This window comes from Bradyrhizobium embrapense (assembly GCF_001189235.2).
Lineage (GTDB): Bacteria > Pseudomonadota > Alphaproteobacteria > Rhizobiales > Xanthobacteraceae > Bradyrhizobium > Bradyrhizobium embrapense.
On sequence record NZ_LFIP02000007.1, the window covers coordinates 13519 to 27583 of the forward strand.

The window sequence follows — 14065 nt, forward strand, 5'->3', positions numbered from 1 at the left end:
GATCAAGTGATCGGTTTCAAGTCGTGCGAGGGAAGAATTTGAGGCGCTGCTCTGCGTTGGGGGTGCAGTGGTGCGTCTCAGCGCTCTCCTTCAGACAAATCGACGGAGGAGCCGCTGCCGCCGTGATCGCCTGAGCGAACCGCGTGGCCGGCTGCCGATGCGCCGTGCCGAATAGTCTCGGCACGCTTCATGCGCCGCGCCCAATCGGGCTGACCTTCGGCCGAGGTGCTCGCGGCCTGTGCGCCGGCTTCCCCACTTCCGCCGAGCGCAGCCGCCGCACGACGTAACGGACTCATGGCAGCCGAAGTGCCAGCCTCCGCTACGCCGGCAAGGCCGCCGCTGCGATAGGCGGCTGATACTCCGCTTATGACAGCGCCGCCACCGCGCGCGGCGCCTGCAATCGCCCCACCAGCGAGGCCAGCGCCACCGGCAACAACACCTGCGCCTGCCGCAACAATGCCGCCGGCAGCAAGGCCTGTTCCAATCGCGGCGCCCGCGCCGAGCTGAGGTCCGCCCGACACCAGGCCGTTTGCGATACCCGGACCGAAGATACCAAGCCCCAGCAAGGAGAGCGCCGCGAGCACCAGTGTCATCGCGTCTTCGATAGTTGGCTGATTGCCACCAAAGCCAGCGGTGAACTGCGAGAACAGGGTCGATCCAATGCCGACGATGACAGCCAGGACCAGGACCTTGATCCCTGATGATATGACGTTGCCCAAAACCCGTTCCGCGGCAAAGGCGGTCTTGCCGAACAGGCCAAATGGAATGAGCACAAAGCCGGCTAGCGTGGTGAGCTTGAACTCGATCAGGGTGACGAAGAGCTGGATCGCCAGGATGAAGAAGGCGAGCAACACCACGACCCAGGCGAACAGGAGAACGACGATCTGAACGAAATTCTCGAAAAAGCTGATGTAGCCCATCAAGCTGGAGATCGAATCCAGTAGCGGCCGCCCGGCGTCGAGTCCAACTTGGGCGATCTTTCCCGGCCGCAGGAAATCCGATGCAGACAGGCTTGCGCCCGATGCTTTCAGTCCAAGACCGGCAAAGCTCTCGAAGACGATGCGCGCCAAGCTGTTCCAGTTTCCGATGAGGTAGGCGAAGACCCCCACGAAGAGCGTCTTCTTGACGAGGCGCGCGATGATGTCTTCGTCCGGTCCCCAACTCCAGAACAACGCAGCGAGCGTGATGTCGATCGCAGCAAGGGTTGTTGCGAGATATCCGACATCGCTGCCGAGCAGCCCAAAACCGTTGTCGATATAGCGCGTGAACGTTTCCAGGAACTGGTCAATGATCCCCGTACCAGTCATGGCTTGTTCGCCTCAGGTGTCGCCAAGTTCGAATATCCCTGAGGGATCCGGCTTTGATCCTTTGAGACAGCTATCGAACTGGTTGAGCCATCGTGGCCGGAAGCTGCAGCGCTGTCCTTCTTGCCAAAGAAACGACGCCGATTTTCGTCCCAGACGCGCTTACAATGCCGATAGCCCGCTGTTTCCTCCGGAGTGACACCGCGGCAGCGTGCGAGATCGGAGGCGGTTGCATCGGTCGTCTGCTCCGCCTTCGGTGCCGGCGGAGAATCGTCCCCGCCACGCAGCTGAATCGTGCAGGCCGCGACGGCCACCAGACCGATTGTCGTAAGCAGAGACAACGCCTTGAATGCCTTTACGTCGGTCATCAGTGAAACATCTGCACGTTGGAGGATTGATAGCCCTGCCCCGGTGTCAGGAACCGCCGAAGCTGTTCTCGTCCTTGATCTTGGGCTGAGGCGCGCTGAGCCGCTTCGAGGCTCTGCGCCCTGCCCTGCGCCGCCGCCGCAGCCGTGAGATCGGCAAGTTGTTGGGCTTGTAGCGCGAGGATCTGGTTGCCGGCCTGAGTCGCCTGCAGGGCGCCACTGGCGCTCTGGCTTGACGTTACGAGCGCTGACGTCTGGATTCGATTGGTGTCGAGGTTGCCAACAATGCCGGCCTGGACGCGAAGCGCGTCTTGCGTCGCAGCATAGGAATTCTGCCATCGCGATTGAGCGTTGGAGATCAGCAACTGGTTCGACTGGCTGCTGGTCGCTGGCGCGTAGCTTGTCGAGAAGGCATGATCGATCTGCTGCACGTCGTAGGCGATGCGCTGGGCTTGGGCCAGTAATTGCTGGGTGCGCTGGATCGATGATTGCAATTGCTGCAGCGACGAATACGGCAAGTTTGCCAGATTCCTTGCCTGATTGATCAGCATCTGCGCCTCGTTCTGCAACGAGGTGATCTGATTATTTATCTGCTGGAGCTCCCGCGCGGCCGTCAGAACATTCTGGACGTAGTTGGTTGGATCAAAGACGATCAGCGCCCGTGCGGGCAGCGTAACGCCAAGCAGCAACGCGAAGGCGGCCGTGGTCCCCAATAGGCCAAGAGGTCTCATAGCGATTTCTCCAGATTGACGAGATTGGGGATCAGATCTGTCGCCCAGGCGACACCGCGGTGCTGGAGCCAGGCAGGCACGAAGCCGTCGGGTCCATGTTCGGCGGTGAGTTGCGAGATGGCAGCCTGGTCTGTCCTGGAAGAGGCTGCGGTGAATGCGAGCGCAACCTCACCAAGGCCAAGTTCGAACATCCGGTTACCGCGACGAGACTGGCAATAGTAGTCGCGCTTTGGCGTTGCCCGGCTCAGAAGCTCGATCTGGCGGTCATTGAGGCCGAAGCGACGGTAGATGGCAGTGATCTGCGGTTCGATCGCCCGTTCGTTCGGCAGCAACAATCGCGTTGGGCAGCTTTCGATGATAGCCGGCGCAATCGCGGAGCCATCAATGTCCGAAAGCGACTGTGTGGCGAAGATGACGGACGCGTTCTTCTTCCGAAGCGTCTTCAGCCATTCCCGGAGCTGCCCCGCGAAATCCTCATCGTCTAGGGCGAGCCAACCCTCATCGACAATCAAGAGCGTCGGCCGGCCATCGAGATGATCACCAATACGATGGAAGAGATACGCCAGCACGGCGGGCGCAGCACTCGTTCCGATCAAACCTTCGGTCTCAAACGCCTGGACGGACGCCTCGCCAAGACGCTCGAATTCGGCATCGAGCAAGCGTCCGGACGGGCCGCCGAGGCAATAACGTTGTAAGGCGCGCTTTAGGGAGTTCGATTGCAGCAGGACTGACAGACCCGTGAGGGTGCGCTCTTCCCTCGGTGCCGAGGCGAGAGACGTCAGCGCCGACCACAGATGATCCTTGACCTCCGGGGTGACCTCGACCTTCTCCCGTACCAGGATCGCGCCGATCCATTCGGTGGCCCATCCGCGCTCGGAAGGATCATCTATCCAGGCCAACGGTTGCAGCGCGACGGGGTTTTCGTCTCCGTCAGACAAGGCGCCGCCCAAATCATGCCAGTCACCGCCCATGGCGAGCGCGGCCGCCCGAATTGAGCCGCCGAAATCGAACGCAAAGACCTGAGAATTCGGATATCGGCGGAATTGCAACGCCATCAGAGCTAGCAACACGGATTTGCCGGCACCGGTCGGGCCCACCACGAGGGTATGACCGACGTCGCCGACGTGGAGGGAGTAGCGGAACGGCGTTGATCCCTCCGTCTTGCCGAACAACAGAGGCGGACCCTTAAAGTGCAGATCCCTCGCCTCACCAGCCCACACGGCCGACATCGGAATCATATGGGCGAGGTTGAGAGTCGAAATCGGTGGCTGCCGCACATTGGCGTAGACGTGTCCCGGCAGACTGCCGAGCCAGGCTTCGACGGCGTTCACCGTCTCGACCATGCAGGTGAAATCCCGCCCCTGAATGACCTTCTCAACCAGCCGTAACTTCTCGTTGGCCGCATTCGGATCGCGGTCCCACACGGTGATGGTTGCCGTGACAAAGGCTTGTCCGATCTGATCCGACCCCAGTTCCTGCAACGCCGCGTCGGCATCAAGCGCCTTGTTGTGCGCGTCGGTATCGAGCAGCGTCGACGCCTCGTTGGTCATGACCTCCTTGAGGATGGCGCCGATGGACTTTCGCTTGGCGAACCACTGCCGCCGAATCTTGGTCAGCAGGCTGGTGGCGTCGGTCTTGTCGAGCATGATCGCGCGGGTCGACCAACGATACGAGAAGGGCAGGCGATTCAGGTCGTCCAGGATTCCCGGGGTCGTGGCGCCCGGAAAGCCGACAATCGTGAGGACCCGAATGTTGGCTGAGCCCAACATCGGCTCTAGCCCACCGGTCAGCGGCTGGTCGGCCAACAGCGCATCGATGTATATCGGAATTTCGGGCACGCGAACGCGGTGACGCTTGGTCGAGATCGTCGAGTGCAGGTAGGTTAACGTGTCCTGATCATCGAGCCAGGCGCATTCCGGCATAAATCCTTCAAATAGCTGCAGCACGCGGTTGGTTTGATCGACAAACCTGCGGAGCACCTCGCGCGCGTCTGCTCCGACGGTCCGATTCCGGCCCTCATAGAGGAGTCGCTCTGCCCGGGCAGCGCCCTCTTCCGGGGGCAGGTAGAGGACGGTCAGGAAATAGCTGGACTCATAGTGGGCGCCCGCCTCTTCGAACTGAGCTCTGCGCTCGGCGTCGACCAACGCAGACGCAACGTCCGGAAAGGTGTTCGGCGGGTAAGCACCCGCAAAATGGCGTTGCGCTTCAACGAAGACCGCCCAACCAGATCCCAGACGGCGCAGGGCGCTATTCAGGCGACCCGCGACGCCGACAAGTTCGGCCGGCACCGCGCTGTCGAGGTCAGGCCCCCGGAACTTTGCTGTCCGTTGGAACGAGCCGTCTTTGTTCAGGATGATTCCCTCGTCGACGAGGGCTGCCCAGGGCAGGAAGTCGGCGAGACGCGCGTTTGAATGACGATATTCGGCAAAGTTCATCATGACCGAGAACTCAGGTGTTGAGATGGCCTGGAATGCGCAGATGTCGGCGCACCACATCGACAAAGGCGGGATCGCGTTTGGCGGCCCAGACGGCGGCCATGTGGCCGATGAACCAGAGAGCAAGACCCGCGATCCAGAGCCGCAATCCCAATCCAAGAGCTGCCGCAAGCGTGCCGTTGACAATCGCAACCGACCGCGGCGCGCCGCCCATCAGGATCGGCTCGGTGAGCGCGCGGTGAACGGGCACGACAAAGCCTGTGACAGGTTCATCCATCAGATCACCACGCCGCCGCCGAAGGAGAAGAACGACAGGAAGAAGCTCGAGGCGGCAAATGCGATCGACAGGCCGAACACGATCTGGATCAGCCTGCGGAAACCACCCGACGAGTCGCCGAACGCGAGCGTGAGCCCGGTCACGACGATGATGATGACGGCGATGATCTTGGCGACAGGCCCCTCCACCGACTGCAATATCTGATTGAGTGGCTGCTCCCACGGCATATTCGAGCCGGCAGCCCACGCCGGTGCTGACGCCAAAAGAACCATCCCGGACGCGGTCAGTGAAGCGACATCTCGAAGAAAACGAAATTGCGGGCGCATGTCAGTCTCCTGCTGATGAAAGGTTGTAGTCACCGGCGGCGCCGAGCCCAGTGACGATGGCGAGTTCAGCGAGGCGACGGTCACCGCCGCGCCCCGCAAGCACGGCAACGAGGTTGATGGTCTCCGCGATCAGGGCGCGCGGAACCGTGACGACGGCTTCCTGGATGAGTTGCTCGAGTCGCCGCAGCGCGCCGAGCGCGCTGCCCGCATGGATAGTCCCGATGCCACCGGGGTGACCGGTGCCCCAGGCCTTGAGCAGGTCGAGCGCTTCGGCACCGCGAACCTCGCCAACCGGAATGCGATCCGGGCGCAATCGCAGCGACGAGCGAACCAGGTCGGAAAGCGTGGCCACCCCATCTTTGGTCCGCAAGGCTACGAGATTAGGCGCCTTACATTGGAGTTCGCGCGTATCTTCGATCAGAACGACCCGATCGGAGCTCTTCGCGACCTCGGCCAGCAGCGCGTTCGTCAAGGTTGTCTTGCCGGTCGATGTCCCGCCGGCGACGAGGATGTTCTTCCGTGCCGCGACCGCGTCCCTCAGATTCCGTGCCTGCTCCGAGGTCATGATCCCCCTGGCGACGTAGTCGTCGAGCGTGAACACCGCCACGGCCGGCTTGCGGATAGCAAAGGCCGGTGCCGCAACGACCGGAGGCAATAGCCCTTCGAAGCGCTCGCCTGTCCCAGGCAATTCGGCCGAGACCCGCGGCGAGCCGGCATGCACCTCCGCACCTACGTGGTGCGCTACCAGGCGAACAATGCGCTCGCCGTCTGCGGCCGACAAAGTTTCGCCTGTGTCGATCAGGCCATTCGACAACCGGTCGACCCACAACCGTCCATCCGGATTGAGCATCACCTCGATGATCGCCTCGTCTTCGAGGTAGCCGGCAATCGCAGAGCCAAGCGCGCTGCGCAGCATTCGCGCGCCGCGCGAATTCGCTTCCGATTGAATGGAATGAATTGCCACCGCCGCCCCCACTAAACGAGGCGCCTACGGGGCGCCTAAGATGGGATGATTAGAAAAGGCATCGATGGACGTGGCGCAACAAGCCGCTTCAACGATCGTGGACTAGCGTAGAAAAAGAAAGTCTGAGAATTGATACTCGAGGTGACGGTTCGCTGGGAGTGGCTTGCTTACCACTCCACATCGTCATTCGCGGGCAAGAGGATGACCGAGTCCTCATACAACCCAACTGACTCGACAGCGCAGCGAGTGTCAGCCGGCCTGAAGAAGAGGATTGAACTTATCCACGAAGCGATGGATCGGCGCCAGGGCAGCGCGAACCAGACCAGCGTCGCGATCTGCAGTACTACGTTGAGACCAAAAGCGACTTGATAGGCTTGGACGGGCCTATGGCCATCGTTCCTCACCCATTGCTCTAGGATCAGGCCTGTTGCAGATTGTGCCAGAAAGGCCCAGCCAAAGTGCAAGACGTTCAAAGTGCCATTGGCACGACCAGCAAGCTCAGGCGGAAAGTAATCCGCAATTACCGCAAAACTGACCACGGTCGCCGTTCCGGCAATTGCGACAACGGACCAAGGGAAAATGGACGGCAGAGGCGCTCGCAGGATCAAGGCCAGCTCGGCTGCGATAAGCAAGACTGCAACGATCGCTAATACCGTCTCCGCCCCGATTCCCCTTCGTTTGATGTGATGGACCGTCATGCCGAACAACCAGGCACCGCCGCCAAGCATGATCGACATTATGAACAGTTGCCTGACAAGACTTGAACGGTCAAACCCCTCGACGTCTGTCAGCCACGGCGATGCCCACAATCCCTGCAGGGACCAGGACGATCCAACGCAAGTCGCCGACAACGGTGCCATTCGCCAAAAGCGCCGATCGCTGAAGACGGAGCTCAGGGAAGCGGCCGCTGTTGATGGGGCCACTCCTCGTTCAGGCACTACGACGTAGATGAGAATAGCTGTCGCACCGGTCGCGAGGGCCATGATGTCAAAGAGCTGCCGCCAGCCCATCCAGGCGAGCAGGTATTCGACGGGAGCCGTGGCGGTCACCGCTCCAAGCGATCCCAACATGATCATGTAGCCATTGAGCAACGCAACTCGCTCCCTGGGGAACCAAAGGATGATGGACTTCAGTCCTGCCGTGAGCGACGCCGCGACACCAAGCCCGATCATTGCGCGCGCGACCAAGAGGAGTAGGAAGCCGTTCGATACCGCGAATAGTCCGGCGCCGAGTGCTGCGAGCAACAGCAAAACGCTCTGTACGCGACGCGGACCAAAGCGGTCCAATAGAATACCGATGGGGATCTGAACCGCTGCGAAAACAAAAAAATAGACTGACGTAAGCAACCCGAGATCAGCAGCACCAACGCCGATATCCGAGCTGAGATGGCTGGCGATCAGAGCGTTGATCGTTCGAAACAGATAAGAGAAATAGGACCCCGCTGCAAAAGGCAGAAAGACGCGCGCGATTCGACGCCATGCTGTTAAAATTTGCATGCTGGCCCCTTTGCTCTCAGCTCGCTCGAGCCGATAGCGCGTCCAGCTTTTGTCAGTTCGGCTAAATCGCTGCGGTCGTAGGCTGGGGTAGAAAAAGAAAGACCGGCGAAATGCTCTTTCTACATGGTTCAATCAGATTTCTTCAGCCGGTTCCTGACGGCGTATATCTTCTGGAATTTCGCGCAAAAAGCTTTGCCCCTTTTGCAAACGCCGACCGAGCGCCTCGACAAATCCTTCAAAGCGCTCCCGGCCCTTTGCCTGTGCGGCCACCTGCGCGTCGTTGGGTAGCGGTGGCGTGATCGTCAGCCAGAAACGGATGAACAGGGCCAAGCTCTCGGCGGTCAAACCGACGTCGCGTTCCAGTCTCTGCATCTGACGGGAAAGCCGATCTAGGCGCCGGGTAAACGCTGCCTCCCGCCTGTCCGCGCCGTCCGGCGATAGAAACGAGGCAACCGCCGCCTCTACGATCGCAGACCGGGAAAGCTTCTTGCGATCGGCGAGCTCCGAGATCTGTTTCAGAATCTCCGGTGGGAAGTAGACGTTCATCCGGTCGCGCATATTACCTCAGAGCTCCATACCGTCATTCGGGTCCATGGCGACTTGACGGGCGACACCGCGCATCTGCTGGCGTATGAACCGGGACTGACGGATGGCATCCTCGTCGTCGTCAAGAACGGCCGCAAATTCCTCTGCCGGCGTCGGTTCGGTCGTCTCCTTAGCGATCGCGACATGATCGGGGAGTTCGGGCTCACGACGGAGCCCGCTGTTCGCCGCATCTTCCTCGGCCTCCGCGGCTTTGTCAGTTGGACCTCGCGTCGGCTTCAGAGTTCCAAGTGTTGACCATCCGTCCATTCGCGATGACTGACCTGATGCCGCCGGATCGGGCGGTGGCAAGACACGCTCGGTAAATCGCTGATCCTCGTAGTAGCGGACCTTCTTCGCCCGGATTGGCGGCGTGCCCGCCACCATGACGATCTCGTCCATCGGTGGAAGCTGCATGACTTCGCCGGGGGTCAATAGCGGCCTCGCCGTCTCCTGGCGCGACACCATGAGGTGCCCCAGCCATGGGTTCAACCTGTGCCCGGCGTAGTTCTTCATCGCTCGCATCTCGGTCGCCGTACCCAGCGCGTCGGACACCCTTTTGGCCGTCCGCTCGTCGTTGGTCGCGAAGCTGACGCGGACGTGACAATTGTCGAGAATGGCGTTGTTGGGGCCGTAGGCCTTCTCGATCTGATTGAGCGATTGCGCGATCAAGAAACTCTTGATGCCGTATCCCGCCATGAAGGCCAGCGCGGACTCGAAGAAATCAAGCCGTCCGAGTGCCGGGAACTCGTCGAGCATCATCAGAACGCGATGCCGGCGATCGCGGGCGTGTAAGTCCTCAGTTAGGCGCCGGCCGATCTGATTCAGCACCAGACGAATCAATGGTTTGGTTCGCGAGATATCGGAAGGTGGCACCACAAGGTAAAGCGTCGCCGGTCGGCTATTTGCGATCAGATCGGCAATCCGCCAGTCGCAGCGACAGGTCACCTGGGCCACGACGGGATCGCGGTAAAGGCCGAGGAACGACATCGCGGTGGACAGGACGCCTGAACGTTCGTTCTCGGATTTGTTGAGGAGTTCGCGCGCGGTTGAAGCGACCACGGGATGGGCACCATGCTCGCCAAGGTGCCGGCTGGTCATCATCGCCTTTAGCGTGGCCTCGATCGGCCGCTTCGGATCAGATAGGAAAGCTGCGACGCCGGCCAAGGTCTTGTCTGCCTCAGCATAGAGAACATGGAGTATGGCGCCGACTAGGAGCGAATGACTGGTCTTCTCCCAGTGGTTCCGCTTGTCGAGCGAGCCTTCGGGGTCGACCAGGACGTCGGCCACGTTCTGGACGTCTCGAACCTCCCATTCCCCGCGTCGGACTTCGAGGAGCGGATTGTAAGCTGATGACTTTGGGTTGGTGGGGTCGAACAACAGGACGCGGCCATGCCGCGAGCGGAATCCGGCGGTCAGTTGCCAGTTCTCGCCCTTGATGTCGTGCACGATGGCCGAACCCGGCCATGCAAGAAGAGAGGGAACGACGAGACCGACGCCTTTGCCGGACCGGGTGGGCGCGAAACATAGCACGTGCTCCGGTCCGTCATGACGGAGGTAGTCGCGGTCGAGTTCGCCGAGTACCACACCGTCCGGACCAAGAAGTCCCGCCGCTCGAACCTCTTCCGCATCAGCCCAGCGCGCCGAGCCATAGGTCTCGACGTTCTTGGCTTCACGCGCACGCCACACGGACATGCCGATCGCCGCCGCGATCGAAACGAAGGTCCCGGACGCGGCGATGAAGGCTCCCTCGACAAAGACCTGAGGCGCATAAGCATCGTAGACGAACCACCACCAAAAGAAGATCGGTGGGTAATAGATCTTGAGGCCCAACAGTTCGAACCAGGGCCGGCCAAGCTCCGGTTGATAGGCGAGCCGCCAAGCCGTCCACTCTGTTGCTCCCCAGATAGCCAGCAGAACGATCAGGCCGACAACGATCACCTGTCCCCAGAGGATTTTGGTTCCGGACATTCCGAACGTCCCTTCCGCAACTTGATTGGAGAGATTGCTAGAGACCGAGGTCACGCTTCCGACCAAAGCCCCATTCGATGCCCCCACCGTCCTTCACGACGCCGGTGACGTGTTGGCCAAGCTTCTTTTCGAGTTCACGCGACCAGGGCACCAGCTGAAAGCCCAACCCATTATCGATCATGGCGAAGCGTCCCGAGGCTAGCGTCAGCCGCTGGCGATACGTGCCCGCCACATGCTCCCCGGAGTCAGCCTTTACTTGTGGTAGGCGGATGTCGGCCGAGACTTTTGCGCCAGCCTCGTCCAGTTCGCGCCGGCGCAACGTGTTCAGGAGGTCGCGCTGCAAGATAATGCGTTGACCCTGCCGCCGCGCTAGGCCCTCCTGGATCAGATGCTCGGTACGGGCTTCCATGGCGTCGCGGGTCTCCCGCCCAAATCCTCCCATGGCGAGCGGCATGGGGTCGCGCTCGACCAGCCGGTAGTCGAGCCAGGTTGCCCCCTTCGCGGTGACCTGCTCACCAAGATCGAGATCTGAACGGGTCGCGAGCACCAGGATGGGACGCGGGTCGTCGGCTTGACCGAAGCGTCGGACTTCGACGATTCCGCCGATCGGGGGGGCGTGGTCGAAAGCTTCGAGCCCTCGGAAGCGCACGTGATGCGCGCGTCCGTCTATTCCATCGATCAGGGCATAGGCCTCGCCGGTCAGTTCGTCATGCAGTCCACGGTCGACCAGGCGTCCGACAAGCTGGGACGTCGGCTGTTCGCCTTCGATGACGTAGTCGGCAACGCCGCGCGCTTCCCCGCGGTTGGTAAAGACGCGGTGCATGGTCTTGATGATATCACCACGCATGCCGAGGTCGCGAAGATTGCGCTCGGCCTGGAGCCCGACCATCCACTCCCCCGGCGAGGCGGGTGCAGCAAGACCCATCTTCTCCAGGTGTTGAAGGCGGCCGACCATCAGGCGCCGGATCTCGGGATCGGACTTGCCGGAATTCTCCGGGCGAAGATCGATAGTGCCGGTCTCATCGGCCGCCAGCCGGATCTCCCGATCGAGCCGCGTCCATCGTTCCGCTGTGACTTCCCTCTCTAGCGAATTGCGGATCTCGTGCTCCGGTTTTGGACCCAATTCGCAGGCGACCAGTTCCTCGGCGCGGGAGCGCAGGCCTTGGCTGATGTAGTCGCGGGAGATCACGAGATCCGCCCCCTCCACATCTACTCCCCGAACGAGAAGGTGGACGTGAGGGTTGTCGGTGTTCCAATGATCGATAGCAACCCAATCGAGCCGCGTGCCGACATCGGTCTCCATCTGCCTGACGAGATCGCGAACAAAGGCCTTCAGGTCGGTCATGTCACCGGCATCCTCTGGCGAGACGATGAAGCGGAAATGATGCCGGTCGTCCGTGCACCGTTCTGCGAAAGCCAGGCCATCAGCACGGTCGCTGCCAGCATCAAACATCTCGGCCCGCTCACCACTCCGGGTCACGCCGTCGCGCTTCAGATACGAGAGGTGGGCGGTCAGTGGTGCTGAACGGAAGGCTCGCCCTTTGTGCCGGACCACGCGCGCTTTCACCACAACGCGCCGCGTCGAGCTGAACAATCTGGCGCGGCTAAAGGCGAGGCGACCACGGCCAAACGTCGAGCGTCCATGGGCCGCCGAACGCCTGCCGGCTACCGTCTGACCCGAGGTGTGTCCCGCTTTCTTCGCCGCCCGCAGCACCTGGTTGATGAAGCTCTTGGGCTTTGGCGCGCGTGTACTGCGAATGCGCCCAGGCCGAATTCGCAGGTCGCTGTCGCCTGCGGTCATGACCGGGCCTCGAAGAACGCAGCGACACCTACAGTGCCGAAAGCATGTTTGAATGTTCTGGGGAAAGTCTTAGGCGCGGCACGCGCCCCGACCGACCGGCACGCCGGAACCCAAGCCATGTCAATGGCTTGTGGTTCGACCGGCGAGCCCCTTTTATCTCGCCTTCCTAATCGGGCGTTCAAAGTCAACTCATTCCTACGCTTTTCTTCGACTCTTCGCACTTCAGCCATGACAGACTCTCTCCATCGACAACGCACAAACGTCACCACGCCGCGCTTGTGGTTGCAGTCACCAGGCGGGGTCCATGCGTTCCTTCGCGTTCAGCACTTCGGCCGTCGCATGCTCTTCATCAGGTTCATAAGCAGTCCGGCTCCCGTCCCGAAGGGCGCGAGCAGGCAAGAGATAGCGGACATTCCCCGTTTCGCGGCCCCGCCAGGGGACGCTCACCGCGCGGATCTCTAGTTTCGTTCCTCCTCCACATGCCGGGCGCAAACCCAGCGCTAATCCGTCGTAGTCTGCACCGCGGCTACCGTGCAGGCTTCAACCGCAGCCGTTGCGTGATCTTGGCGCCGAACCGGACGTGGAAGTCGGTCTCACTGACCCACATCCGAGGCAGAATGCTCGCAAGCTTGCGCGCGACCGCGGTGATAGCGCACAGCATGCTCGACCGTTTGGCGATCCACAGGCCCCACGCCGGCAGTGCCGACCGTTTCCTGACCCGCAGCAGCAGGCTTGCGGCCGCCTCGCAAAGCGACTCGCGCACTGCGACGTCGCCCTGTTTGCTGATGCGCACTTCATGATCGATCGACATGCCGGACTGGTGCTGTCTCGGCGCCAAGCCAAAATGTGCGCCTACCGATCGCGATCGGGCAAAGCGCCGGGAATCATCGAAGCCGACATTAAACGACAGGGTCGCAACGGGGCCGACGCCCAGAACCGTCATCAGGCGCCGGCAACCTGCATCATGCTGGACCACCTGCAGCAGCACACGATGCAGCCGATCATAACGCTCAAGGATGGCGCGGAGCACATCCGACATGGCTCTAATGGTCATTACGAAGATCGGATCGCTGCGCTCGATCAGCTCGCGGACGCGGGCCTCCAAGGCGCCACGGGCGACCGCTCCAACGAGCAAACCATAGGCCCGCAGCGCACGAATGTTGTTTTCGAAGTCGATCAGTTTGCGCTTGAGCAGCCTAACCTTGACCTCGCGAACGGCGAGACCCTCGCCATCGACGATGCAAAGACTGGTCTCCACAAGACCGATGCCCGACCCAACGAAAAGCCGCATCGGAGCTCTCCTATGTGGCAACGACCAGCTAAGTCGTTGCACCGGGCTGTCGGATTCGCCCACACGGCGGCTATTCCTGTGCACCGGTTTCTCGAAGCCCGATTTGAAGGGCCGCTCTGCCATCAAGTTCCGTAGGCAATCGCAATAGTCATTTATTGCGATGACGTTGCCTGAAGGTTCACAATTGCGATGCGGTGAATCTAAAGAGGTGACGACGCGGTCTTCCCGCGATGAGTTGAATGCCAAGCTGGTCGCCGAAGCCATTGCGGTGCTTCGCGAGTTGGTCTCACGCGCGCGAGACGCCGCAGACGAGTCGTACGATGACGGCCATTCGGTTGATACCTGGAAGAGCGAGGACTTCCGCGCCGCGATCGAGTGCGCCGAAGCAGTGATCGCGAAAGCGGCATCTGCCATGGCAGGGCCCCGCACAGAGTAGGAGCTCGCCGAGTCGACGCATTGCCGGCCGAGGCCGCTAGTCTCGTCAAGACGTGACGTCCTGTGTAGCCCCCGGACGCACATGTC

General features: G+C 61.3%; 13 protein-coding genes. 1 reads left to right on the forward strand and 12 read right to left on the reverse strand.

Translation table 11 applies throughout. The features are described 5' to 3' along the window. Positions 1–77 precede the first annotated feature (77 nt). The 12 genes from trbL to AKN83_RS27545 all read right to left on the reverse strand — a co-directional run bounded on the left by trbL (position 78) and on the right by AKN83_RS27545 (position 13666). Positions 78–1307: a P-type conjugative transfer protein TrbL gene (gene trbL / locus AKN83_RS27490; RefSeq protein ID WP_050401244.1), complete on the reverse strand. Its 1230-nt coding sequence runs from the start codon at positions 1305–1307 to the stop codon at positions 78–80. After that, positions 1304–1672 (reverse strand): putative entry exclusion protein TrbK-alt, encoded by a 369-nt coding sequence (gene trbK-alt / locus AKN83_RS38660; RefSeq protein WP_083992258.1) that lies wholly within the window; start codon positions 1670–1672, stop codon positions 1304–1306. The genes trbL and trbK-alt overlap by 4 nt, the downstream gene beginning before the upstream one ends. Continuing rightward, a complete protein-coding gene (gene trbJ / locus AKN83_RS27495) occupies positions 1672–2400 on the reverse strand; it encodes a P-type conjugative transfer protein TrbJ (protein ID WP_050401243.1) in 729 nt (242 codons plus the stop codon). The genes trbK-alt and trbJ overlap by 1 nt, the downstream gene beginning before the upstream one ends. Beyond that, complete coding sequence (gene trbE / locus AKN83_RS27500) at positions 2397–4838, reverse strand: conjugal transfer protein TrbE (protein ID WP_050401242.1); 2442 nt, start codon at positions 4836–4838, stop codon at positions 2397–2399. Before trbE ends, trbJ begins: the two co-directional genes overlap by 4 nt. Before the next feature lie 10 nt (positions 4839–4848). Further along, positions 4849–5112 (reverse strand): VirB3 family type IV secretion system protein, encoded by a 264-nt coding sequence (locus AKN83_RS27505; RefSeq protein WP_050401241.1) that lies wholly within the window; start codon positions 5110–5112, stop codon positions 4849–4851. Beyond that, entirely contained in the window at positions 5112–5384 is a 273-nt protein-coding gene (locus AKN83_RS27510) for a TrbC/VirB2 family type IV secretion system protein (protein ID WP_244486413.1), read from the reverse strand. Before AKN83_RS27510 ends, AKN83_RS27505 begins: the two co-directional genes overlap by 1 nt. A gap of 55 nt (positions 5385–5439) precedes the next feature. Beyond that, complete coding sequence (gene trbB, locus AKN83_RS27515) at positions 5440–6354, reverse strand: P-type conjugative transfer ATPase TrbB (RefSeq protein WP_050401239.1); 915 nt, start codon at positions 6352–6354, stop codon at positions 5440–5442. A 215-nt stretch (positions 6355–6569) separates the two neighbouring features. Continuing rightward, positions 6570–7898 carry an MFS transporter gene (locus tag AKN83_RS27520; protein ID WP_050401238.1) on the reverse strand — a complete coding sequence of 443 codons (1329 nt, stop codon included), beginning with the start codon at positions 7896–7898 and terminating at the stop codon, positions 6570–6572. 132 nt (positions 7899–8030) lie between these two features. Continuing rightward, the gene (locus AKN83_RS27525) at positions 8031–8456 is read right to left on the reverse strand and encodes a ribbon-helix-helix domain-containing protein (RefSeq protein ID WP_050401237.1); all 426 of its coding nucleotides are present in this window, start codon (positions 8454–8456) and stop codon (positions 8031–8033) included. Between the two features lie 6 nt (positions 8457–8462). Next, positions 8463–10451 (reverse strand): conjugal transfer protein TraG, encoded by a 1989-nt coding sequence (locus AKN83_RS27530; protein ID WP_050401236.1) that lies wholly within the window; start codon positions 10449–10451, stop codon positions 8463–8465. A gap of 37 nt (positions 10452–10488) precedes the next feature. Beyond that, positions 10489–12252 carry a relaxase/mobilization nuclease domain-containing protein gene (locus AKN83_RS27535; protein WP_050401235.1) on the reverse strand — a complete coding sequence of 588 codons (1764 nt, stop codon included), beginning with the start codon at positions 12250–12252 and terminating at the stop codon, positions 10489–10491. A 526-nt stretch (positions 12253–12778) separates the two neighbouring features. Next, positions 12779–13666 carry a transposase gene (locus AKN83_RS27545; protein WP_172803630.1) on the reverse strand — a complete coding sequence of 296 codons (888 nt, stop codon included), beginning with the start codon at positions 13664–13666 and terminating at the stop codon, positions 12779–12781. Between the two features lie 37 nt (positions 13667–13703). Between AKN83_RS27545 and AKN83_RS27550 the strand changes: the two genes are divergently transcribed. Continuing rightward, positions 13704–13979 carry a hypothetical protein gene (locus tag AKN83_RS27550; RefSeq protein WP_050401233.1) on the forward strand — a complete coding sequence of 92 codons (276 nt, stop codon included), beginning with the start codon at positions 13704–13706 and terminating at the stop codon, positions 13977–13979. Positions 13980–14065 lie beyond the last annotated feature (86 nt).